This is a genomic window from Acetobacter sp. AN02 (assembly GCF_029759835.1).
Lineage (GTDB): Bacteria > Pseudomonadota > Alphaproteobacteria > Acetobacterales > Acetobacteraceae > Acetobacter.
This window is the reverse complement of record NZ_JAJJND010000034.1, coordinates 1-23,753: the sequence shown is the minus strand read 5'-3', so window position 1 is coordinate 23,753 and position 23,753 is coordinate 1. Positions and strand designations below refer to the sequence as shown.

General features: G+C 58.5%; 22 protein-coding genes, 1 tRNA gene and 1 pseudogene. 16 read left to right on the top strand and 8 right to left on the bottom strand.

Features of this window, described 5'->3' with window-relative positions:
• A pseudogene (locus LOC54_RS06030) lies at window positions 1-102 on the top strand (IS5/IS1182 family transposase); the annotation flags it as partial.
• Between the two features lie 302 nt (window positions 103-404).
• On the opposite strand, the gene LOC54_RS06025 reads toward LOC54_RS06030, so the two are convergent.
• The 8 genes from LOC54_RS06025 to LOC54_RS05990 all read right to left on the bottom strand — a co-directional run bounded on the left by LOC54_RS06025 (window position 405) and on the right by LOC54_RS05990 (window position 7,730).
• Window positions 405-572, bottom strand: coding sequence for a hypothetical protein (locus LOC54_RS06025; RefSeq protein ID WP_279312929.1), 168 nt, complete (start codon window positions 570-572; stop codon window positions 405-407).
• Window positions 569-1,480: a hypothetical protein gene (locus LOC54_RS06020; RefSeq protein WP_279312928.1), complete on the bottom strand. Its 912-nt coding sequence runs from the start codon at window positions 1,478-1,480 to the stop codon at window positions 569-571. The genes LOC54_RS06025 and LOC54_RS06020 overlap by 4 nt, the downstream gene beginning before the upstream one ends.
• Complete coding sequence (locus LOC54_RS06015; protein WP_279312927.1) at window positions 1,477-2,433, bottom strand: MlaD family protein; 957 nt, start codon at window positions 2,431-2,433, stop codon at window positions 1,477-1,479. Before LOC54_RS06015 ends, LOC54_RS06020 begins: the two co-directional genes overlap by 4 nt.
• Complete coding sequence (locus LOC54_RS06010) at window positions 2,433-3,131, bottom strand: ABC transporter ATP-binding protein (RefSeq protein WP_279312926.1); 699 nt, start codon at window positions 3,129-3,131, stop codon at window positions 2,433-2,435. The genes LOC54_RS06015 and LOC54_RS06010 overlap by 1 nt, the downstream gene beginning before the upstream one ends.
• A gap of 40 nt (window positions 3,132-3,171) precedes the next feature.
• Window positions 3,172-4,068 carry an ABC transporter permease gene (locus LOC54_RS06005; RefSeq protein WP_279312925.1) on the bottom strand — a complete coding sequence of 299 codons (897 nt, stop codon included), beginning with the start codon at window positions 4,066-4,068 and terminating at the stop codon, window positions 3,172-3,174.
• Complete coding sequence (locus tag LOC54_RS06000) at window positions 4,065-6,359, bottom strand: cache domain-containing protein (RefSeq protein ID WP_279312924.1); 2,295 nt, start codon at window positions 6,357-6,359, stop codon at window positions 4,065-4,067. The genes LOC54_RS06005 and LOC54_RS06000 overlap by 4 nt, the downstream gene beginning before the upstream one ends.
• 175 nt (window positions 6,360-6,534) lie before the next feature.
• Window positions 6,535-6,611 (bottom strand) — tRNA-Arg (locus LOC54_RS05995).
• A gap of 12 nt (window positions 6,612-6,623) precedes the next feature.
• On the bottom strand, window positions 6,624-7,730 hold the full coding sequence (locus LOC54_RS05990) for an alpha/beta hydrolase (protein ID WP_279312923.1): 1,107 nt from the start codon (window positions 7,728-7,730) through the stop codon (window positions 6,624-6,626).
• Window positions 7,731-7,807: 77 nt separating this feature from the next.
• On the opposite strand from LOC54_RS05990, the gene LOC54_RS05985 reads away from it, so the two are divergent.
• The 15 genes from LOC54_RS05985 (at window position 7,808) to LOC54_RS05915 (ending at window position 23,602) form a co-directional block, all read left to right on the top strand.
• Complete coding sequence (locus LOC54_RS05985) at window positions 7,808-8,023, top strand: zinc-finger domain-containing protein (protein ID WP_279312922.1); 216 nt, start codon at window positions 7,808-7,810, stop codon at window positions 8,021-8,023.
• 6 nt (window positions 8,024-8,029) lie between these two features.
• Window positions 8,030-10,804, top strand: a complete 2,775-nt coding sequence (polA, locus tag LOC54_RS05980; protein ID WP_279312921.1) for a DNA polymerase I — start codon at window positions 8,030-8,032, stop codon at window positions 10,802-10,804.
• Window positions 10,805-11,419, top strand: a complete 615-nt coding sequence (locus LOC54_RS05975; RefSeq protein ID WP_279312920.1) for an SCO family protein — start codon at window positions 10,805-10,807, stop codon at window positions 11,417-11,419.
• Between the two features lie 60 nt (window positions 11,420-11,479).
• Window positions 11,480-13,099 carry an ABC transporter substrate-binding protein gene (locus tag LOC54_RS05970; RefSeq protein ID WP_408740304.1) on the top strand — a complete coding sequence of 540 codons (1,620 nt, stop codon included), beginning with the start codon at window positions 11,480-11,482 and terminating at the stop codon, window positions 13,097-13,099.
• Window positions 13,100-13,112: 13 nt separating this feature from the next.
• On the top strand, window positions 13,113-14,102 hold the full coding sequence (locus LOC54_RS05965) for an ABC transporter permease (RefSeq protein WP_279312918.1): 990 nt from the start codon (window positions 13,113-13,115) through the stop codon (window positions 14,100-14,102).
• Window positions 14,102-15,076: an ABC transporter permease gene (locus tag LOC54_RS05960; RefSeq protein WP_279312917.1), complete on the top strand. Its 975-nt coding sequence runs from the start codon at window positions 14,102-14,104 to the stop codon at window positions 15,074-15,076. The genes LOC54_RS05965 and LOC54_RS05960 overlap by 1 nt, the downstream gene beginning before the upstream one ends.
• Entirely contained in the window at window positions 15,066-16,064 is a 999-nt protein-coding gene (locus LOC54_RS05955; protein ID WP_279312916.1) for an ABC transporter ATP-binding protein, read from the top strand. Before LOC54_RS05960 ends, LOC54_RS05955 begins: the two co-directional genes overlap by 11 nt.
• Window positions 16,061-17,035 carry an ABC transporter ATP-binding protein gene (locus LOC54_RS05950; RefSeq protein ID WP_279312915.1) on the top strand — a complete coding sequence of 325 codons (975 nt, stop codon included), beginning with the start codon at window positions 16,061-16,063 and terminating at the stop codon, window positions 17,033-17,035. The genes LOC54_RS05955 and LOC54_RS05950 overlap by 4 nt, the downstream gene beginning before the upstream one ends.
• Window positions 17,036-17,152: 117 nt before the next feature.
• Window positions 17,153-18,193: a sulfate ABC transporter substrate-binding protein gene (locus tag LOC54_RS05945; protein WP_279312914.1), complete on the top strand. Its 1,041-nt coding sequence runs from the start codon at window positions 17,153-17,155 to the stop codon at window positions 18,191-18,193.
• Window positions 18,190-19,047, top strand: a complete 858-nt coding sequence (cysT, locus tag LOC54_RS05940; RefSeq protein ID WP_279312913.1) for a sulfate ABC transporter permease subunit CysT — start codon at window positions 18,190-18,192, stop codon at window positions 19,045-19,047. Before LOC54_RS05945 ends, cysT begins: the two co-directional genes overlap by 4 nt.
• Window positions 19,044-19,892: a sulfate ABC transporter permease subunit CysW gene (cysW, locus tag LOC54_RS05935; protein ID WP_279312912.1), complete on the top strand. Its 849-nt coding sequence runs from the start codon at window positions 19,044-19,046 to the stop codon at window positions 19,890-19,892. Before cysT ends, cysW begins: the two co-directional genes overlap by 4 nt.
• The gene (locus LOC54_RS05930) at window positions 19,889-20,977 is read left to right on the top strand and encodes a sulfate/molybdate ABC transporter ATP-binding protein (RefSeq protein ID WP_279312911.1); all 1,089 of its coding nucleotides are present in this window, start codon (window positions 19,889-19,891) and stop codon (window positions 20,975-20,977) included. The genes cysW and LOC54_RS05930 overlap by 4 nt, the downstream gene beginning before the upstream one ends.
• A 136-nt stretch (window positions 20,978-21,113) precedes the next feature.
• Window positions 21,114-21,458: a DUF2849 domain-containing protein gene (locus LOC54_RS05925; RefSeq protein ID WP_279312910.1), complete on the top strand. Its 345-nt coding sequence runs from the start codon at window positions 21,114-21,116 to the stop codon at window positions 21,456-21,458.
• Window positions 21,451-23,130: a nitrite/sulfite reductase gene (locus LOC54_RS05920; RefSeq protein WP_279312909.1), complete on the top strand. Its 1,680-nt coding sequence runs from the start codon at window positions 21,451-21,453 to the stop codon at window positions 23,128-23,130. Before LOC54_RS05925 ends, LOC54_RS05920 begins: the two co-directional genes overlap by 8 nt.
• A complete protein-coding gene (locus tag LOC54_RS05915) occupies window positions 23,117-23,602 on the top strand; it encodes a DUF934 domain-containing protein (RefSeq protein WP_279312908.1) in 486 nt (161 codons plus the stop codon). The genes LOC54_RS05920 and LOC54_RS05915 overlap by 14 nt, the downstream gene beginning before the upstream one ends.
• The last annotated feature ends 151 nt before the right edge of the window (window positions 23,603-23,753 follow it).

The following is a 23,753-nucleotide window of genomic DNA, read 5'->3' as shown; positions in this document are numbered from 1 at the left end:
AAACTCAAACAGTTCCGCGCTGTCGCAACACGCTACGACAAACTCAAATCTACTTTCCTCGCAGCCGTGCAGTTCGCTTCAATCATCATACTGCTTAACTGACGACACGACGTAGGTTCTGAATCTGCGGGTTACCATGATTCAGGATATAACGGCGGGTGGAGCGTCTGCCGAAGCGGTAATGGAATTGTGGGCATCCAGGTTTCGGGCAGCAAGCGAGTGGATCACACCACTGTTTACGTAAAAGCGTGTTGCGGCTTTTACCTGCGACTTTATTGATATTCTGACTGGCAATAAATCACGCAGGACGGGATGGATGCGTGCGGAAGCGGCAGGCGATGCGGGCTCATTGCGGCAACACACAAAGTTCGATAATATATATTATGCCAAAAAAATACCGAGCATCAGAACTGCGTCGGGGCCTTATACCACTTAGGCGGCTTTGACCCTCCGTGATGCTTCACTTTAAGTCCGTAATGCGCATCGTCCTGATCCGGTGCAGTGCTGTCATCGCAGGCCGACAGTGTCGTCAGACACAGAACGGCAAGCAGGAGTTTCGTCAGACGCATCATTGTGAGATCACACCATCTGCCGCGCGTGCCGCAGACCGGACAGAAACGGACATGGCCCCCGTCAGATCAACATCAGCAATTACATCGTGCTTCATATTGTAGGCTGCCTCGCTCTGTTCCGCCTGCTGCCGCAGAGCCTGTGCCCAGCCGGTCTGTCCGGATGCCTGCGCGGCATCGGCCTCAAGCCGCAGAACACGGACCATTCCCTTGAAGTCATCATTGGATTTCCGCAGATCTGCAGAGGTCGCCGCATATTTCGCAGCCTGCACAGGGGCAGAGCCTATCGACGCAAGCGCCTGTAGTTCTGCCAGATCAGCCTTGCTGGTTTCATCATCCGGTGCTTTCCGGGTGTCGGCGGATAACGAGGCAATCGTCTGATTCAGCAGAGAAAACTGAGCTACCCGATCAGCCGCCAGCCCCCGGATAAACAGTGCCCGACGCGCAATCGCATCAGCCGGAGATACGGAAGCTGCCTGACGCGTTCTGTCGATCACCTCGCCATAACGCTGCAGACGGAACAGGGCACCGGCCATAACCAGAGACAGCGGACGCGTGTCATAATCTGAATTGTTGCGGAGCAGGACATCCTGCATCGTCTTCTCCGCCGTCGCGAGAGCCTCCGCCGGCAGTCCTGCACGAAGCAGAACCACCGACAGATTATAACCCGCATCCCCAATGCGCATGACATTATTGCTCAGACGCCCGAGCCGCAGCGCCTCAAGATAATGCGTCTCCGCAAGCTTATAACGACCCAGCCGCAGCGTATCCCTGCCGCTGTCCATTTCCTGATTCCAGGAATCCTCGCTCGGCTCAGGATCTTTCACCGTGCCGCCGCAGCCCGCCAGAGGAGCCGCCATCGCACACAGCAGCAGAACCGCACGCGAACCTGGTCCGATACCGCGCATCATGGCCGCACCTCACTCGGGGGAAGACGCCGGTGATCTCCCTTCCCGCTGCTGCTGCCTCCCAGTATCCACAGGCTTCTGAGCTGGTTCGTAAGTTTCTGCAGCGTGTAAAGCGAGGTCTGGGCCTGCGCCAGAAGCGCCGGAAGATCGTTCATGCTCTGATCCATACTCTTCGCGATGGCCGGCAGATGAGGCGTCGCCTTTTTCACATCCGTCGTCACGGACTGAACATTCGCCATCGTCCCGTCAGCCTTGTGCAGAATGCCACCAACCTGATCCTCCACGGGCTTCAGCTTCGAGACAACCTCGTTGAGAGATACGACCGTAGCCTCAGCCTGACGGATCAGGGCATCATTCGTCATCAGCTGCCCGACACTGCCCTTACCCGCACGGATATCCTTGAGCAGACCATCGATCTGCGCCGTAATATCACGCGCATTGGCCAGCATCGGCATGATCTCGTCGTGGATGTCCTTGAACGTCTTGTTGATCGTATCCACGATGCTCGTCTCGGGAACGGCCGAAATCACCGCGTAATTCCAGTCCATTTTCTCCCCGGACCCGCGCGTGAGATCAAGATAGCTCGCTCCGGCCACGACAAACTGCTTACGAATGACCGCAATGCTGTCCCGCCGGATAAACGGCTCGATCTGCGGATCCAGATCGACCACGGCATACATCTCGCCCGAAGGATTGAGCCGGATACGACGGACCGTACCGGCATGGGCCCCCAGAAGCTGCACGTCCGCACCGACGGTCAGCCCCCCTACCCCGCTTTTGGGCAGCGTCACCTGAAGACGAGCCGGGGGTTCAAGCCAGTCACTGAGAACACCGGCCTCGATCACCGCTGCGATGAACAGGATCACGCTCACCAGCACAAGAAGTCCGGTCCACTCATCAGCATAGCGGAGACGGATCAGCGGGCGTCCCTTCTGTCGGAGTCTGATCTGAAACATTAGCTGCTCCGTCCTGAGCTCAGGCCTTCATCCGTCAGATGCCAGAGGCCGGTCTTTACCTGACTGTAATCGGTCCGGGCGGAAAGATTTCTGACAAACCACAAAACAGCCGCCCCCCTGTCCATGGCCTCGACAATGCTGCTGATCAGCGGCGCGGCAAGGTCTGCCTCGCCCTTGGCCAGAGGATCAGAAATCAGAACCAGATGCGGCTTTCCTATGAAAGCCCGGACGCAGGACGCCCGGACCTTGTCAGCCGAGGACATCTGGGAAGGCAGACTGACCGGAAGTCCCGGAAGTCCGAAACGCTCCGAAAGACGGATCGCCTCATCCGTCACCTCCTCCATGGATCTGCCCGTGTGATAAATCACCTTCAACATCATGGAATAATGCGCGCCATACCGGTCAGACCAGCACTGCGTGCCCACCATCCGCCCGATCCGTCCGCGCAGCGCGTTCATCTGCCGGTAACGCAGTTCGGACCAGTCCAGACCCATAAAACGGATCGCACCGCTCTGAAGGGAAACCATCCCCGAACACATATCCGCGAACATCGCCGCGCGCTCGGCATCCCTGCACTCGACAATGATGCAGTCACCAGGCATCACGCGCGCACTGAACGGCACGGGAGGCAGACCGCTGTCCTCAAAAGACGGGCGGGCTTCAAGAAATTCCAGCATCGGACCGGAATACGTGTTCACAGACACCTCCCGGGTATCGTTCCGAGGATCATACCGGCCATCACAGATTCAGACTGAAAATAACGCTGACAGCCATGACGATCAGCATACCGCGTGAAAACCCGCGCGGCATCATGGTGGAGATCGTATCGCTGCTGCTGGCCGTCAGACCGCCGATACAGCATCCGAGCCCGACGAGAAAACCGACAACGATAAACTTCAGCGGAATGAACAGATAATCATGTGGGGTCATCGCCGTGATGACATCGTAAAGAAACGTCCAGATCGGATTGCTCACGGCGCCGGATGCCCGGCTGACTGCATACCCCGTCACCAGAGACGCCAGGGAAAACTGTATCCCGAGCGTCAGACCCGCAATCATATAGGCTAGAGTGCGCGGCATCACGATCTGCAGCAGCGGATCAACGCCGTCCGCAATCAGCGCACGGGTCTGCCCGCTGGTCGTCAGAAGTCCCAGCTCCGTAAAAGTCAGCATCCCGCTGCGGCCAAGCATGAGAATACCGACAAGGATCGGGGCAACCTCGCGCACATCGATCATCACAAGAAGCGAGCCGGTTTTTTCATCCATACCGGCAAAACCAAGCCAGTAGATCATCTGGGAAACGACGCTCACACCCGCCAGCATCCCGCTGACAAGCGTGCTGAACAGGCCGCCCATCGTCACTTCCCGCAGCGTGGAGCCGAACTCAAAAAGAACGGTACGCCTCCAGGACGTCCTGCGCAGGCTCTCGGACACAACGCCCCAGCCAGCACCGAGCGTTACCAGGAAAAACCACAGATGATGCCGGACCTGATGCCCGATACGCCCGAGGAAACGGGCAAACCTGCCACCGGGAGTGTCGCCGTGCTCCTTTTCCTCGGCCGCATGAAGCAGTTCCCGGTCATCGGAATCGGCTTCATCCCGGGAACCGGATGGCGGCTGCTCGCCTGTGCTCATCGCCGTGCCGCCAGAGTATAGACATGGCTGACACCGCCGCGCGGCGTATAGAAATAACCACGGCTGCGGAACAGATAGTGATCACGCAGGGTCACATAAACATGCTCGCTGACCTCAATCGTCCCGACATCAAGCGCGTCATGCGCCATAAGCTCCGCACGTGTGACAGTTTCGCCCCACAGATTGAACACGGCAGGACTGTCACCCAGCTCTCCGCCAAAGGCAGATCCGAGATCAATGCCGATATTAAAAGCAGGCTCGATATTGGCCTTTGCCAGAACCCGCATACAGACTTCACGGAAGCCCAGAGCCGCTTCGGCTATACGGATGATGGCGTCAGGCTCGGGATCAGGATTGCACCCGGCAACACAGATCAGGCGATGCCCGGCCAGCTTTACGGAATAAAGCCCGTTCTTTTTCGCAATCTCCTGACCGGCCCGGACAATCTCATCAATAAGCTCCACCAGACCATCAGTAGCCTCGGGATCCTCCATCACCGGATCGGCAAAGGCGATCACCATGACAGCCACCTGAGGATAGAAATTCTTCCTGATCTCCCCGCTGTGTTTTTCGGTTATGTAAATTCCCGAATCAAACCGGGGCGGTTCGGAAGGAGCAGACGGCTCAGGCAGCGGAGATGCGCCGTCGATATCCGGAGCATTTGCAAAGCGGGCCGCGACGATCCCGGAGATGATATCGATAAAGTAAAAGACCTTATCGGCCAGAGGCGCATCCTCAAGCGTAATCACGCCGGAAATACCCTCGCTGCCATACACCGGATGCACGAACAGATGCCGCGTTCCGTGCTCCCGCATGACCTGACGCTCGAACTCTTTCGTCCGCTCATCCGCCCGCGCATCGGCCACGTCAGCCTGAGACCCGGGCTCGATCAGCTTGAAGAAACCGGCACAGTTCTGTGAGGTCAGTTCAAAACCGCCGGAATGCGTGCCCTCGCGACTGTCGAAGACGTCATCGCAGATCAGGGACTCTCCGTCATGCACCAGACGCCAGACCGTCGCACGGCGCGCACCCGTCATCAGCGCGATCTCTTCCGTCAGGACAAGCGGTTCGGATTTCGTGCTGAACAGATCACGTTCTGCCACAACATGCCGCAGAGAGCCTTTTTCCTGCTCAATACGATCATTCATCCTGACAATGGTGCGCCGGGCCCGCTCGGCCTTGCGGCTCTGTGCCGCAAGCAGGCCCGCAAGAACACAGGCCAGAGCCACGATGATCAGGGAGAACAGAATGCTCTGGCGACCGGCGGTGATGACAAAGCTCGCGAAATCCCCGGCAGGAGCTGAAATCATCAGCAGCCAGCCATTCGTCTGCGGAAGGTTCTGCGACATTCCGAGATAGAACTTCTTTCCATCCTGGAAGCCGTAGGTTCCGGTGCCCTGAACGCGGTAATGATCGTAAATCTTCAGAAAACGCTGGTTGGAAAACTTATCCAGCGTCATCTTCTGCGGGTCATTCCCCACGGATTTCATCAGATCCTGAACGCCGCGCACCGCAATCACATGGCCGGTCGCATCGATGATCGCCGCCTCACCATTATCACTGATGTGCAGGTTACTCAGAAATTCACTGAGCTGATCAAGAGAAGTGTTGACCGCAAAAACACGCCGGACCCCGTCTTCCCCGGAAAAACCGAGTGAACTGGTGATCACCAGCTTCCGGTTACTTACATAAACCGTAGGCTCGCCCCAGACGACATCCTTGCTGCCGACAGCCTTCTGAAACCAGTCCCGGTGACGGGGATCATAATTACCGCCGGGCTCATCGCTCGAACGGATCAGCTTACCAGCAGCGTTATAGAAATCATGATGAAAGACGCGCTGCCCCGGCTCCCCGCGAACAATCGTCCGCTCCATACCGTCCCCGCCGGGATCACGTTCAATAACAAGCAGCTCGCCATTATCATCAGCCAGATAAAACGACTGAAGCTGGGGCACCAGCCGGAGCATGGAAGCGCCATAAGCATAGAAAGCAGGATTGATATATTTCGGAGATGCATGCCCCAGAAAATCCTGGGCAAACCCCGCACCGACCGTCGCGGCAGACAGGTAGGTCGTCACATCCTGCACGACATAACGCTGCACGGTCGTAAGCAGCTTGCGCGTCAGGTCCAGCGCACCGGCACGTGTCGTTTTATAGGAATACCAGCCGATACCGGCAATCGTAAGAAGGATCAGCAGGACGGTCGCTACAGGAATCCCAACCTGGAGCAGACGCCTGCTCCGCGTCTCATCCGGATGCTCTGCGGGATTTATAATCTCGTCGAAAGCCACGGCGGAACGGTCCTTCTGCAGTCTGACCGGACCCCGGGTGCCACATCCGGTAAGGGAAACAAAACGTTAATATATCAGCAAGAAAGTTATTCAAACCATTTGTGGCATAATTTTGGTGCGAACAGCCGCCGGATGCGGCGTCGCATATCTGCCATCATCGGTATGCATGGGAAAATGGCGGACCCGAAAGGATTCGAACCTTCGACCTTTGCCTTCGGAGGGCAACGCTCTATCCAACTGAGCTACGGGTCCACGTCCGTCTCCCTAGCGCAGGGAACTTCCGGCTGCAAGCCCGTCCAGACGTGAAGGCACCAGAAAGAATACACCCTGGTTCGCAGGATCGCGGGCAATCCATGCCGCAGCGGCAATATCGCCGCCGGACGGAAGGAAATTCCCGGGATTGGTGATCCATGACACGATATCAGCGGCAACACTTGCCCTGCCCCTGTCACGCAAAAGCAGATGATGCCCGCCGGGTATCAGATCGAAGCGTAAGCCGGAGGGTGCCTTCCGAAGGAGCGACAGTATCGCTGTCTCGGGAATAAGCTGATCCTGCGAGCCATAGATCAGAAGAACAGGCCCTCTGACATGCGGGGCGGACTCAACCGCCCCCTGCATGAGTGAGACGAGCCCCTGCAGCGTATCCAGTCGCGTCGTACGGAGCGTGAGAGGGTCCAGCCACAGGCGGATCAGAGCTTCCTTGCTGTCGCTCGCCCGGACGCGAACCGGCAGTTCCCGGCCCGTCACAAGCCCGCCGGGACGCAGGGATGCCAGGATGCGAAGGGAAATATCAGCGCCCGCCCCCGGATTCCATGCCGCCGGAGCCAGAAGAATCGTTCCCGATGTGTCCGGCGCGCCCGGAGATGCCACCAGCCTCATGAGCAGCGCCCCGCCCATGCTTTCTCCCATAAGGAAAAACGGCAGACCCGGAGACACCATTTTCACATAAGCCGCTTCCTGCCGCAGATCGGCAAGCAAGCGTGCCTCTCCGGCCCATCGGCCCCGCGTCTGCGTCCCGCCGAAGCCGCGAACATCAGGCGAGATGATCTCGATCCCGGCGTTTGCGAATGTATCCGCAGCAAATTCCCAGGCGTCGCGACTGTCGTTGAACCCGTGAATCGCAAGGATGACAGCCCGCGGCGCACCTTCCGGTTTCCAGATGCGGACCGGTATGATTGCACCGTCAGACATCGACAGGGTCAGATCAGGCGGAACCAGCCGCGCATCGGTCGCATAGCGCGGGGGCACGCGGACGACCGGCTCCCGGGCACAGCCCGCCAAGCCAAGGGCAATACACAACCCCGGCAGCAGCCTCCTGCGCCACACAGAGCGGATACGCGGAGATTTGTCTGTCTTATGGTTTGAACTCACGGGAATCACGCGTATCATCCCCCGGACTTATATGCCACCGGTTCTTTCCGGCGGTGCCGCCTTCAGGAGTGCCAGAGATGCTGATCCAGCCGGAAAACCAGACGCCCCGCCCGCGGCTGGGACATGTGGAAACCATCATCGTCCAGTCACGCAAGCTCGCCTGTGACGGGGGGCTCGGAGCGCTCGGGCATCCGAAAGTGTGGCTGAAAATCGGCGGAGAGCAGACCGCCTGCCCGTATTGTTCACGTCTGTTTGTGCTCGATCCCAACGCCTCACACCACGACGCGCACTGAGCCTCCATGACTGAAACCAGTCGGCCGCATCTCGTTCTCGTGGACGGGAGCGGCTTTATTTTTCGTGCTTTCCACGCCCTGCCCCCGATGTCGAATCCCGAGGGCGTGCCGGTAAATGCGGTTTTCGGTTTCTGTAATATGCTGACCCGCCTGATGCGGGAGCATTTCGGAACCCATCTGGCCGTGATTTTTGATGCCGGGCGCGTGACGTTCCGCAATGAGATCTATCCTGCATATAAAGCTAACAGATCTGAGACGCCGGAAGATCTGATCCCGCAGTTTGCGCTGATCAGGGAGGCAACGGCAGCTTTCGGCGTGCAGGGTATTGAACTTGAAGGATTTGAGGCTGACGATCTGATTGCGTCCTACGCGCGCCACATCGCTGAAGAAGGCGCGCTCTGCACGATCGTGTCCTCAGACAAGGATCTGATGCAGCTTCTTGGCGGTGGTGTTGAGATGCTCGATCCCATCAAGCAGAAATCTATCGGCCTGGCGGAGGTTGAAGCCCGGTTCGGCGTCACTCCGGATAAGGTGATCGACGTACAGGCCCTGATGGGTGATTCCACCGACAACGTGCCGGGTGTTCCCGGGATCGGTCCGAAAACCGCCTCCGCACTGGTGAATGAATTCGGGACTCTGGAGGCCGTTCTTGAGGCGGCTCCATCCATGAAGGCATCCCGGCGGCGGGATAACTTGATTGAGCATGCCGAGGCCGCACGTATTTCCCGCGAACTCGTCGCGCTCCGCACGGATGTGCCGCTGCCCGTGCCGGTCAGTGAGCTGACGGTAAGGGAACCTGACAAGGAGGTTCTGGGAGAATGGCTGGACCGGATGGGGTTCCGCTCCGTCCGCCATCGCTTCGGCCTGGGTGAGGGTCAATCGCGCCCTGCCTCAAAACCCCCTTCGCAGGCGCGGATTCCTGCTGATGTCCATACTGTTGCAGCGGAGATCAAGAACGCAGGATATGGTCCTTATGAGACCATAACCGATCCGGAGGTTCTCCAGGCCTGGGTGGAGGAAGCGCGAAAAGCGGGTGTCTGCGGCGTTGATACTGAAACGGACGGGCTGGACCCGCTTCGTGCGAGAATGGTCGGTTTCTCACTCGCTACGGCACCCGGGCGGGCCTGCTATGTTCCGCTTCTGCATGAGGGCACACTGGATCAGCCGGTACCGGTGCAGATCAGCACGGACGAGGCCCTGCGTATCCTGGAGCCGCTGCTGACGGATAGCTCCGTCCTGAAGGTCTTTCAGAACGCCAAGTTCGACCTGCTGGTGTTCAGTAAGGCCGGTGCCGCCCCGATTGCCCCCGTCGATGATACGATGCTGATTTCCTATGCCCAGTCTGCCGGAGAGCATGGCCAGGGTATGGATGAACTGTCCGTCCTGCATCTCGGACACACTCCGATTTCCTATGATGATGTGACAGGAACGGGACGTAACAGACTGTTATTTCAAAATGTTCCTCTTGATAAAGCATCTGAATATGCTGCCGAGGATGCAGACGTCACACTCCGTCTGTGGCATGCCCTGCGTCCGGCCCTGAGAGTCAATAAATCGCTGGCAGTCTATGAGGAGACTGAGCGCCCGCTGATTGCTGTTCTTGCTGATATGGAACAGGCAGGAATTACTGTGGACGCTGATGAGCTGCGTCATCTGTCGCAGGATTTTTCAGTCCGTATGGAGATTATTGAAAAGGAAATTCAATCTCTTGCAGGTCGTTCTTTCAATGTGGCCTCACCAAAACAGCTGGGCGAGATTCTCTTTGACGAGATGAATCTTCCGGGCGGGAAACGCAGCAAAAACGGTGCCTGGAGCACAAACGAAAGTATTCTTCAGGATCTGGCGGATCAGGGTCATGAACTGCCGGAGAAAGTGCTCGCATGGCGACAGCTGGCCAAGCTGAAAAACACTTATACCGATGTGCTGATCAGCCAGTTGGACCCCGCCACAAACCGGGTGCACACATCTTTCCAGATGGCCGTGACGTCCACGGGGCGGCTGTCCTCAAATGATCCCAATCTCCAGAATATTCCCGTCAGGACGGAAGAGGGCGGTCGTATCCGCCGTGCGTTCATTGCAGCACCCGGTAAGCTCCTGATCTCGGCGGATTACTCTCAGATCGAGCTGCGCCTGCTGGCAACAGTTGCGGATATTCCGGCATTGAGGGACGCGTTTGAGAAAGGCGAGGATATCCACGCCCGCACGGCCTCGGAAGTCTTCGGTATTCCGGTCGAGGGGATGGACCCGCTGGTGCGCCGGCGCGCAAAGGCGATCAATTTCGGTATTATCTACGGCATATCGGCATTTGGCCTGGGAAAACAGCTTGGGATTCCACAGCGTGAAGCCCGATCCTATATCGATGCCTATTTCGCCCGCTATCCTCAGATCAGGGACTATATGGAAGCGCGTAAAGAGGAAGCGCGCCGGTATGGTTACGTGCTGACGCCGTTCGGGCGGCGGTGCTTCGTTCCGGGAATTGCGGAAAAGAACGCGGCTCGCAGGAATTATGCCGAACGTCAGGCCATCAACGCCCCCCTTCAGGGAGGCGCGGCTGACATCATCAAAAAGGCAATGGTCAGGCTTGCGCCCGCTCTTGAACGGGAAAATCTGCCTGTCCGGATATTGCTGCAGGTGCATGACGAGCTTCTGCTTGAGGTTGATCAGGATGCTGCCGGAAAGACTGCAGAACTGGTGAAGGATATTATGGAAAAAGCCGTGACGATGAGCGTTCCGCTCGTGGCGGAAACCGGGATCGGGGCAAACTGGGCGGAGGCGCACTGAATGAAAACGCGAGATATCCGGGTTCTTGTCACCATCCTGGCAGTCGTCTTTCTGTCTTCAGCCGGAGGCTACCTTGCGTTTCGCTATTCCGAAACGATGGGACCTGTTGTCGGCAGTGATGGGAACGAGGTCGGTGGCCGCTTTCGTCTGATGGATGCTTCCGATGGCACCATGAGCGACAGGGATTTCCGCGGACGGTGGATGCTGGTCCTGTTCGGAGCCACGCACTGCTATGAGCAGGCCTGCGATAAAACCCTCAATACTCTGAGTAAGGCGCTGAAAACCATCGATCCGGACGGGAAGAAAACAGTGCCGATGTTCCTCAGCCTGGATCCCCTGAGGGACAGTTCGGAGCGTCTGCGCCAGTATGCCCTCAGATTTCCGGCAAAAATCGTCGCCGGAACGGGAGCTCCTGCCAATATCGCAGCCGTTGCGAAGGAGTTTTATGCCCCGATCGTGAAGCATCCTGATCCGGAATGGGATTATACTTTCGAGATGTCACCGCAGATTGTTGTCATGAATCCGCAGGGACATTATGCAGGCCTGATCAGTTCTTCCGCATCCGCTGATGAGATCAGAACCCGTCTTGAGACAATGATGTCCCTGCCCCGCTGAATGACCCGTCTTTTTTCATTCCTGTCGTCAGCAGTTCTGCTCTGCCTCTTCTCTCCGGCTATGGCCGAGGGGATTGCACGCCCTGCGGAACATGCCGGGGGAACGCTGCACCTTGCAGCCCAGAGTTCCCCGGGAACGACGGACCCACAGGTCAGCTATTTCATGGCGATGTATCAGGTTGAGGCCGTGGTCTATGACGGCCTGACAACCTTCACGAAAGGCCCCGGCCCCCTCAGCCGTCATGCCATTGCCGATCTTGCTGAAAGCATCCCGCAACCTCAGGACGACGGACATACATGGATATTCCACCTGCGCCGGAATATCCGTTTCTCAAACGGAAAGCTTCTCAGTCCGGACGATGTCGTCGCCTCCATGAGGCGGATTTTCCGCGTGAACAGTCCGACGGCCGGTCCTTACTACAGCAATATCGTCGGCGGAGCCGAATGCCTTAAGGACCCGGACCACTGCACTCTGGAAAACGGAGTAATTGCAGATAATCAGGCATGGACCGTCACATTCCATCTGACCAGACCTGATGCTGAATTTGCTGATCGTCTGGCATTCAATCACGCCGTGATCCTCCCTGCGGACACCCCGGCGCACGATACGGGCAATTCCGCGCCTCCGGGCACGGGGCCGTATCGTATCGTGTCTTATGATCCGTCCTCCTCCATGCGTCTTGAACGAAATACGCACTTCAGACAGTGGGATGCGGCGGCACAGCCCGCAGGCTATCCCGACCGGATTGAATACCGTTTCGGATCAGATCCGGAATCGTCCGTTACAGCCATTGAAAACGGGCAATATGACTGGATGGCGGAAAATATTCCGCTGGACCGCCTGGCGGAACTGGGCAGCCGCTTTGCGGATCGCGTCCATATCGTGGATTTCCTGAACCTGTATTACGCTGCGCTGAATGTAAATATTCCTCCGTTCAACAGCCTGAAGGTGCGTGAGGCACTGAATTATGCCGTAAACCGGCATGCCATGGTCATCCATAACGGCGGCCCTGCTGTTGCTGCGCCTTCATGCCAGATGCTGCCCGAAGGCTCGCCCGGCTTCGAGCCTGTCTGTTACTGGACCCGAGGTGCGGACCCGCAGCATCCCGCACTCCGGTGGGAGGCGCCGGATATGGAAAAAGCCAAGCAGCTTGTGCGTGAAAGCGGGACTGCCGGGCAGAAGGTGACGGTCATCACAGCGCAGCAGCCCGAATATATGGCTATGGCAAATGAGCTGCGCAGCACTCTTGCTGAACTTGGCTATGATGCCTCTGTCCGCTCGATGGTTCAGGCTGTGCAGTTCGGCTATATCCAGAACAGTGATAACCGTGTTCAGATCAGCCTGACCGGCTGGAATGCGGATTATCCTGCCGCATCCAGCTATCTCAGGACACTTCTTGCCTGCGACATGTTCCACCCTCACTCAGATAACTCCATCAATATATCCGGATATTGCGATCCGGATACAGACAGGCTGATGGATCGGGCCGCCGACCTTTCGGTCACGGACCGTAATGCAGGAGACAGGCTGTGGGCTGAGGCAGACCGGCGTTTTATGGCGCAGGTGCCGACTGTCCCGCTGGTGCAGGTGCGCTGGGTTATGCCCCTGTCTGCCCGGGTAAAAGGCGATGTGAGCGCGCCGGTCTATCAGGTTGTTTTTTCAAGATTTCAGATCAGATGAGGAGAGCCGAATAATGTTTTCCTCCGGCCCGTGGGGCCAGGCCATACGCGCCCTGCGATATAACCGGTCCGCCATGATTGCACTGGCCGTGCTGCTCGCTCTGGCTCTTCTGTGTGCGCTCGCGCCGATCTATGCCCGTCATATTGCAAAGACCGATCCGTTTACGTCGAATGTCGCCGGAACCGTTCTGGTGAACGGGCAGGAAACCGACATCATGCAGCCCAATGATAATCCGCTGCATCTCGGTCTTTCGCCCATCGGCCCGACGTGGCATCCGCAGTCCTTCCTTCTCGGTGCGGACAGCCAGGGGCGCGACGTGGCAGCGCGTCTGCTTTACGGTGGCAGGAATTCCCTGATCATTGCATTCGGTGCCGCAACGCTGTGCATTCTCATGGCCTCGTGCATAGGCATTGCGGCAGGCTTTTTCGGCGGGATCACCGATGCGGTTCTGTCCCGCCTTATGGACATCATGTGGGCGGTGCCGGTCTATCTGTTTGCAATCTCCCTTTCGATCGTAACAATCACGCAGGGGCTGAAAATCGGCCCTTTCACCATCGCCAGCGATAATCTGATGATCCCGGTATTCATCATCGCTCTGGTCTATGTGCCCTATGCAGCGCGTCCGGTGCGCGGGCGCGTCATGACGCTTCGCAGCGCGGAATTTGTAATTGCAGCCCGCAGTCTCGGCGTGCCGCGGCGTCGTATTCTGGTGAAGGACATACTGCCGAACGTCCTGCCGACACTGGTGGTTCTGGCTCCGCTGCTGACGGCGCTTTCCCTGCTTGCGGAATCCTCCCTGTCCTTCCTCTCCATCGGCGTGCAGGCCCCTGCGGCATCCTGGGGCACGATCATCCAGGACGGAGAAGGGCTGATCTACACCCGCCCGATGGTTGCGGTCGCACCGGGGCTGATGATCGTCATTACCGTGCTTGCGCTCAACATACTCGGAGACGGGTTGCGGGATGCGCTGGACGTGCGCGAGACCAGCCGGAGGTCCGGCTGATGGTAACGGCGCTTTTCAGGCGACTGGGGCAGACGCTGATCGTCCTGATAGGGATTTCTGTCCTGATCTTCGCTGTATTTTTTGCCACACCGGGCGCGGATCCCACGGCGCGGATCGCAGGGAAGAACGCCTCCCCTCAGACCATGGAGCGCGTGAGACACGAATACGGCTTCGACCGTTCCCTGCCGGTTCAGTACGCCACGATGATGAAGAAGCTCTTCATCACCCGCGATCTCGCCTCCTATACAAATCGCGGGCAGCTCGTCGTGCCGGAGATCATCCAGGCCGCACCCGTCACCCTGTCTCTCGTCTGCGGTGCGGCCGTCATCTGGGTACTGGCCTCGGTCGCCACCGGCACCATGGCCGCACGCTGGCGCGGAACCTGGATCGACCGGGGACTGATGATGGCCGGTCTTGTCGGAATCTCCATACCGGTATTCTGGCTCGGGGAGGTGGCAAATCTCGTTACGCAGGCCCGGTATCACGACACATGGATGTTTTCATGGGTGCCTGGACCGGGATATGTCCCGCTCACGGAACACCCCTGGGCATGGTTCAAGGCCCTGGTCATTCCCTGGATTGTACTCGCGGTCATGTTCGTCGGTATCTACGGCCGGGTTCTGCGCGCTGATCTGGTGGCCGTATCCGGAGAGGATTTCATGCGTACGGCCCGTGCCAAGGGGCTTTCTCCCTGGCGTGTGCTGATCCGGCACGGGCTGCGGACCTCCATGATTACCTTCATCTCGCTGTTCGGTCTTGATTTTGCACAGCTCCTCGGTGGCGGCGCGCTGCTGACGGAGGTTGTGTTCGGGCTTCAGGGGGTCGGGCGCCTGACCTATCAGGCGCTGGCCGGGCTGGATCTCCCGCTGATCATGGCAAGCGTGATGTATTCCGCCGTCTTCGTCGTTCTCGCCAACGCAGTTGTCGATATCGTCTATGTGGCTCTGGATCCGAGAATACGTGATGGACGCTGATCAGCTGCTTCTTGAGGTCCGGAACCTGAGTGTGAGCTTCACCTCAGCCGGTCGCCTGATCCCGATTGTCGAGAATCTGTCTTTTTCCGTCATGCCCCGGGAAATCCTCGGGCTGGTGGGAGAGTCGGGATCGGGCAAAAGCGTGACGGTCATGGCCCTGATGGGACTTCTGGACTCGCCGGGGATGCAGATCACGGGTTCAGCCAGATTTGACGGCCAGGAACTGATCGGCCTGCCAGAGCGCAGTATGCGGCATATTCGCGGACGCCGGATCGCCATGATTTTCCAGGATCCGATGACGGCTTTCACCCCCGTCCTGACCATAGGCTGGCAGATCGACGAACAGATACGCGCACATAAACGCGTCAGCCGCAGGGAAGCCCGGGCGTGCACCATAAAACTGCTCGGGGATATGGGAGTTCCGGACCCTGAACGCACGGCTGATCGTTACCCTCATCAGCTGTCCGGCGGGCTGAGGCAGCGCGCCATGACAGCCATGGCCCTGTCCTGTAATCCGGCGCTTCTGATTGCCGATGAACCGACAACGGCACTTGATGTCACCGTTCAGGCGCAGATTCTCGACCTTCTGCGTTCCCTGCGGAAGGAATACGGATCTTCCGTCATGCTCATCACCCACGATATGGGAGTTGTTGCCGAAACCTGTGATCGTGTGATGGTGCTCTATTCCGGCAGGCTCGCAGAGAGCGGGCCGGTTGAGGATATGTTCAGGCAGCCACTCCATCCCTACACCACCGGACTGCTGGCTTCCATTCCGCCTCTTGACGGCCCGCGCCCGGCCCGGCTGCCCGCAATTCCGGGACAGCCCCCCTCACCCGCTTCCAGGCCACCCGGCTGCGCCTTCGCGCCACGCTGCAGCTTCACGCAGGACGCGTGCAATGTGCCTCCGCCACTTGTGGTTAAGGGAGAACGGAAAGTGGCCTGTGTTCTGCCGCAGCCTGGCTGCCTCTCCGGGGAGACAGTCCTGTGAATACGCCCCTGCTTGATGCCCGCAATCTGAAGAAGACCTACAGTCTCTCCGGAGGCCGGAAGCTGCGTGCTCTTGATGATGTCTCCATCCAGGTCATGCCCGGGGAAGTGCTGGGTCTTGTCGGAGAATCCGGATGCGGGAAATCCACACTCGGGCGTTCGCTTCTGCGGCTGACGGATATCAATTCAGGCAGCATCGCTTTCGATGGCCAGGACATCACGCGGCTGAGCGAGCGGGCCATGCGTCCGCTGCGAACCGGAATGCAGATGGTCTTCCAGGATTCCTACGCTTCTCTCAACCCCAGACGCAGGATCGGAGACCTGATTGCCGAACCTCTGCTCGTGCATCGTCGTCCGGATGGAGCAAGGCGCAGCGCGGCTGAAATCAGGGAGCGGCTGACGGAACTGATGGAGCTGGTGAGTCTGCCGGCCTCGGCACTGAGCAGATATCCGCACGAATTTTCCGGCGGACAGAGGCAGCGGATCAATATCGCACGTGCGCTGGCTCTCTCCCCGCGACTGGTGGTGGCGGATGAGCCTGTTTCGGCCCTTGATGTCTCGGTTCAGGCCCAGATCGTCAATCTCTTTTCCGATCTGCGTGAACGCCTTGGCCTGACCTATGTGTTCATTGCGCACGATCTTGCCGTCGTCCGGCAGATATCGACCCGAGTGACGGTGATGTATCTCGGGGCCGTCGTGGAACTCGGGGAAACCGATCAGGTGATGCACGCCCCGGCACATCCCTACACTGCGGCACTTCTTGCATCCGTCCCGCGCCCTGTCACGGGACGGCAGCCGCTTCCGCTGCTGAAAGGCGATGTGCCAAGCCCGGTTTCGCCCCCTCCGGGATGCCGTTTTCATACACGTTGCCCGGTCGTGCAGGAGCGCTGCAGTAAGGAGCGACCGGAACTGCGTCCGCTGGAGGGCGGGCGGCTTGTGGCCTGCCATTTTCCTCTGGCAGCTGCGGAATAGATCTGACGGTTAATTATTAATAACGCGCAAAATAAGTATATTGCGCCGGGTGGGATATACGCTATAGTCCGGGGGATTAATAACGATAACACATCGTTGTTCCGGAGATTTCCCCCGATGACGGATCAGGGACGTTCAGACACTCAGCTTTCCCGCAGGAGTCTTCTCGCGGGCGGAGCCCTTCTTGTGGCCGGAGCAGGACTGTTCTGCAGCCGTCCGGCCCGTGCGGCCACCACGCTTCTGAACGTTTCCTACGATCCGACGCGCGAGCTTTATGCTGAAGTCAACAGTAATTTTTCCGAGTCATGGGAAAAGGCCCGTAATGACCGGAGGATTGTCGTAAAAACCTCGAACGGCGGCTCCGGTGCTCAGGCCCGCGCCGTTCTGGAGGGCGTTCCGGCCGATATCGTCTCTCTTGGCCTTGCCCGTGACATCGATATGCTGGCCGCATCCGGGCTTTTAAAATCCGACTGGCAGAAGCAGTTTCCCTATAATTCCACACCATACAGAAGTACTATCGTGTTCCTCGTCCGCAAGGGAAATCCGCGGGGAATTCATGACTGGGGTGATCTGATCCGCGACGATGTGAAGGTCATCACGCCCAATCCGAAAACTTCCGGCGGCGCACGGTGGAATTATCTCGCGGCCTGGGGATGGGCACTGCACCGCAAGGATGGCTCGGAGGCCTCCGCAAAGGCCTATCTGAAGAAACTGTTTGCCCATGTTCCTGTGCTCGATACGGGTGCGCGCGGGGCGACCAACAGTTTCGTGCAGAGAGGTCTGGGGGACGTGCTGCTCGCCTGGGAAAATGAAGCCCTTCTTGCCGCACATGATCTGGGGCCGGATCAGTTTGATATCGTCGTGCCTTCCGTCAGCATCCTTGCGGAGCCCCCTGTGGCCCTGGTGGATCGTACGGTGGACGGCCGCGGAACGCGTCCTCTCGCGACGGATTACATCAGCTATCTTTTCTCGGCTGAAGGTCAGAATACCGGAGCGCGTCATTATTTCCGCCCGGCTGACCCGGCCATTGCCGCGAAATATGAGGATCGTTTCCCTAAAATCACGACGTTTGACATCGCCTCCCTCGGAGGATGGAAAACCGTTCACGCCCGGCACTTTGCTGCCGGGGGCATCTTCGATCAGATCAGCAGCTCATGATTTCTGCCGTTTTCGGCCGGATACGACGGGGCGATCCGCTGCCGGGCTTTGGCCTGTCTTTTGGGGTGACGGTCCTGTGGGTCGGTCTGCTCGTCATTCTGCCACTGACCGCGCTTGCGCTCAGGCCGTGGCATGATGGCGGCGGGGCCATGCTTGCCGCACTCACGGACGGTCGTACCCTCGCCTCCCTCAGAACGACGTTTTTCTGCGCCGCCGCCGCCGCTCTGCTGAATATACCGCTCGGCGTCGTCATCGCATGGTCCCTTGCCCGGACCCGCTTTCCCGGCTGCCGTATCGCGGATGCGCTGATCGATCTTCCCTTCGCCATCCCGACGGCCGTGACCGGTATCACTCTCGCGACACTCTATGGCCCTCATGGCTGGCTTGGGCAGATATTCACCCTTGCCGGTCTGCGTATTGCCTATACCAAGGCCGGGATCGTTCTGGCTCTGATGTTCGTCGGACTGCCTTTCATCATCCGCAGCGTGGAGCCTGTTCTGCGCAACTTACCGGGAGATGCCGAGGAGGCCGCAACCCTTCTGGGTGCCAGCCCGTCGCAGATCGTCACGAAAATCGTCCTGCCGCCGCTTCTCCCGGCCGTCGTGACGGGTTTCGGCCTCGCATTCGCGCGCGGAATCGGCGAATACGGCTCCGTCATCTTCATCGCAGGCAATCGCCCCTGGGTCAGTGAGATCGCCCCGCTTCTGGTCGTCGTGCGTCTGCAGGAATTTGACTATGCCGGAGCCACCTCCGTCGCGCTGATCCTGCTTCTGACTTCATTCCTCTGCCTTGGCGCCGTTGCCGTGCTCAGGCGCAGGCTTGCCCGCATGACGGGTGAGGAGAATGCGGCATGAGCAGATCCTCATCCCGTCTGTCCGTGTGGGTACTGTCCGGCCTGACATGGGGGATCATCCTCGTGATGCTCATCCTGCCGCTCGTGCTGATATTTACGGAAGCCCTGCGCGACGGAATCTCCGCATCTCTCGCCAGTTTTTCCGATCCTGACGCACTTCAGGCGATCAGGCTGACGGTGGTCATGACAATCCTGTCCGTGATTATCAACACGTTCTGCGGCGTCATGGCCGCCTGGGCTCTGTCGCGTTACCGCTTTACGGGCCGGTCCGCGCTGATCACACTGATCGAACTCCCGATCAGTATTTCCCCCGTGGTTGCCGGTCTGGTCTGGCTGCTGCTGTTCGGGGCGCAGGGCTGGTGGGGCGATATCATGCTGCGTCTGGGCTTTCCGGTCGCGTTTGCCGCTCCGGGAATCCTGCTGGCAACCCTTTTCGTCACGTTCCCCTACGTCACGCGCACGCTGCTGCCTCTGATGGAGCAGCAGGGACGCATCTCGGAAGAAGCCGCCATGCTTCTCGGCGCCGGTTTCTGGCAGATCCTTTTTCGCGTGACGCTGCCTGAAGCCCGCTGGGCGCTGCTCTCCGGCATCCTTCTGACAACAGCGCGGGCCATGGGCGAATTCGGTGCCGTCTCGGTTGTCTCAGGACATATTCCCGGCATGACCGAAACCATGCCGCTGCACATCGAAACGCTGTATAACGGCTATCAGACCGTCGCAGCCTTCAGCATGGCCACCCTGCTGGCCCTGATGGCAATGGTAACGGTCGCGGCCCGCAGCGTTCTGGAAAAACAATCCGGGCAGAAAGAATCCTCGTCCGTGACATCAGGAGCGAAGGCCGTATGAGCGTGGAGATCGATACCCTCACCCGCAGGGTTCCCGGGCGCCACGGCGGACCGGAGCAGGTGCTGCTCAACGGCGTCTCTCTCAGCATCCCTGAAGGCGCGTTCGTCGCGCTCGTAGGTCCGTCAGGTGCGGGAAAAACCACGCTCCTGCGTGCGATCGCGGGGCTGGATACGTTCCAGTCCGGCCATGTCCTTGTCGGAGGTCGCGCCCTCGACACACTCCCCCCGCGGGAGCGCGGTGTGGGCTTTGTGTTCCAGAACTATGCGCTTTTCGGTCATATGACCGTCGCTAAAAATATTTCCTTCGGTCTCAATGTCATGCCGCGCGGCCAGCGCCCCTCAGCAGAAGACATCAATACCCGCGTGGAAGAGCTGCTGGCGCTGATTGAACTGCCCGCGCTTGGCGGGGCCTATCCGCGGCAGATATCCGGCGGCCAGCGCCAGCGTGTCGCACTGGCCCGCGCCCTTGCAACGCGACCCTCCCTCCTGCTCCTCGATGAGCCGTTCGGTGCACTGGATCCGGTTGTCCGCCGGCGCGTCCGTGCCTGGGTCCGCAGCCTGCACGACAAGCTCGGTCTGACCTCCCTTCTGGTTACGCATGACCATGAGGAGGCGCTGGATGTGGCCGATATTCTGGTTGTGATGCAGAATGGAAACGTCGTGCAGACGGGAGATGCGGACACGCTGGAACGTTTTCCGCAGACCTCTTTCGTCATGGATTTTCTCGGAGAGACCATTCGCTTTTCCGGAAAATGCCAGAATATCAACGGCACCATGACTTTCCTGCCTGATGAGGAAAATATCCTCCCCTTCCCGCTCGATGTGCCCGAAGGACAGGCCGAAGCCATTCTGCGCCCCTGGGAAATCCGTCTTCTGGCCGGACAGGGAAGCGCCGCCTCCCGCGTTCTGGGCCATCGCTCGGGTCTTGCGCGGCTTGAAGTCCGGTTGTCAGGAAGCGAAAGCGGCCGGGTCATCGAGATTCTGTCGGCAAGGCGGGAGGATGAGACAATCGAGGGCGCCGCTCTCGATATCAGCGCCGCCCGCGTATTCCGTGATGACCTGCTGCTGAAGGCACCTGCGGGCTGACCTGACGATCCCGTAAAATTCTACGCTGTTTATATGTTGTTTTATCTCCGAGCGTGGAATATATTCCCGGCTGACCTCGCCGCCGGGAATATTCCCTTGCGTGAGGGGATAACGATCTGAAGGACGAATTCTGGCCGTGGATATCAGAAGCAACCGGCGTGATGCAGATGGCGAGAGTGTAATTACCGCCAATCGGCTTCTTGATGGTATTGTCGTCTGGCGGGACGCATCCGGTGCCTGGCGGGAGTGTATCTCCGATGCCGCCCGCGTGCCCAACGCCGAAGTCGAGTCCCTTCTCGGCAGCCTGCGGAATGATACCCAGGCAGAGGGTCTGGTCGGTATCTACGGCGTGCAGCTCGACAGCAGCGCGGACGATACGGTTCCCCTGACGGCGCGCGAGAAGATCCGTGCTTTCGGTCCGTCGGTTCATCCGGAATTCAGCCCCGGGACATCCCGGGAAGGAGCAGTCAGTCATGGCTGAGATACAACCCGTCGGTCACTACAATTATGATGAAGTGGACCGCACCTTTCTGCAGGAACGCATCGCGGAATTCACCGATCAGGTAAACCGGAGAATTTCCGGAGCCCTGACGGAAGACGAATTCAAGCCTCTTCGTCTGATGAACGGCCTGTACCTGCAGCTTCACGCCTATATGCTGCGCGTCGCCGTCCCTTATGGCACCCTCGACTCCCGCCAGGTCCGTGCGCTTGCCCGCATCGCCCGGGAATACGATCGTGACTACGGCCATTTCACAACGCGTCAGAATATCCAGTTCAACTGGATACGTCTGGAAGACACGCCTGCGATCCTTTCCCTGCTGGCGGAAGTGGATATGCACGCGCTTCAGACGAGCGGGAACTGCATCCGTAACATCACCTCGGATGAGTTCGCCGGTGCCGCTGCAGACGAACTTCTCGACCCGCGCGTTCACGCCGAAATCCTTCGTCAGTGGTCCACACGCCATCCGGAATTCACGTTTCTTCCGCGTAAATTCAAGATTGCGATTTCCGGAAGCCCGAATGATCGTGCGGCCGTACGCTTCCACGATATCGGACTGCTTGCAAAACCCGGTCAGGACGGACGGCCCGTGTTTGAAGTCTGGGTCGGCGGTGGTCTGGGTCGTACGCCCATAGTCGGCACACTTCTGAGAGATGACCTTCCTGAAGAGGATCTGATTGCCTATCTGGAGGCAATCCTGCGCGTCTATAATGAATATGGTCGCCGGGATAATCTCTACAAAGCGCGTATCAAGATTCTTGTGCAGGCGCTTGGTGCCAAGGCTTTTCTTGAAAAGGTCAATGCTGAATTCGAGATGATGGATCGGAAGAAATACCATCTTGATCCCGGAATCGTCGCAGGTATTCGCAGCCGGTTTGCAGATCCTGTTTTTGAGACACTTTCCGGTGCGGAAGATATTCTGAAGGCAGATCAGGAAAAGAATGCGGAATTCAATGCCTGGGTCAGTACGAATACGCATACGCACAAAATTCCCGGCTATATTTCTGTCATCGTGTCGCTCAAGCCCGCGGGAGGTATTCCCGGCGATGCCACATCCGCACAGATCGACACACTGGCTGAACTGGCTGATGAGTTCAGCTTCAGCGAGCTGCGTATCTCGCATCTGCAGAATGTGGTCCTAGCTCATGTCCGGCAGGACCAGCTTTTTGCGCTGTGGGAGCGTCTGAAATCGGCTGACCTTGCAACAGCCAATGCTGGTTTTATCACCGATATCGTCGCCTGCCCGGGGCTGGATTACTGCGCTCTTGCAAATGCACGTGCCATTCCGATTGCGCAGAAACTCAGCAGTCGTTTCTCCAGCCCTGATCTCCAGCGCGAAATCGGTCATCTGCGTCTGAATATTTCTGGCTGCATCAATGCCTGCGGACATCACCATGCTGCCAATATAGGAATACTTGGCGTCGACAAACGTGGTGAGGAAGCCTATCAGATCACGCTTGGCGGTTCTGCCGAGGCAGATGCCTCCGTTGGCCAGATCCTTGGTCCGGCCATGAGCGAAGACGATACGGTTGATGCTGTTGCACGTCTGATTGATCTGTATTGCGTAAAAAGAGAACCCGGCGAACGGTTCCTCGACACCTACAGACGTGTCGGGACCGCTGCATTTAAGGAAGCTGCCTATGCCCCTGCTTGAGCACGGCCGGATCACGGAAGATCGCTGGCAGACAGCGGATGAAGAAACGACAGTAACGGGCAGTTCGCCGGTTATTGTTCCGCTGGCGCGTCTGGAGGAGGTCATTGGCCAGACTGATCAGGAACTTGGTGTCCAGCTGCCGCCTGATGCCCAGATCGAGATTCTGAGTCCGTTTCTTGAGCGCCTCTCTCTGGTTGCAATTAAATTTCCGATTTTCCGCGATGGACGGGCCTTTTCTCAGGCCAGAGCCCTGCGCGAACATCTTAAATTTAAAGGAGAAATCAGGGTGACCGGCCATATCCTGCCGGACCAGTATGATCTTCTTCTGCGCTGTGGCGTGACGACCGTAGAAATCCCGGAAGGAGCAGATGTCGGTGCCTGGCAGACTGCCATGGCAAGATATGCCGTAGCAACGCAGCCATCTGTTCTCGGTGAGAAAAAGCAGGGCTTCGGCCTGCGTCGTTTCGTATAAGACGAGAAAATCCTACGGCGTGTCGTCAGTTAAGGGCTGCTCGTGTGCCGTGAGTGTTGTACTTTCCGGCTTCCTGTGCTGACTGTTTTCCCAGTTTTTGGGGAGACAGACAGATGCGGCGTTACGGTTTACGCGACGATCAGTGTGAACG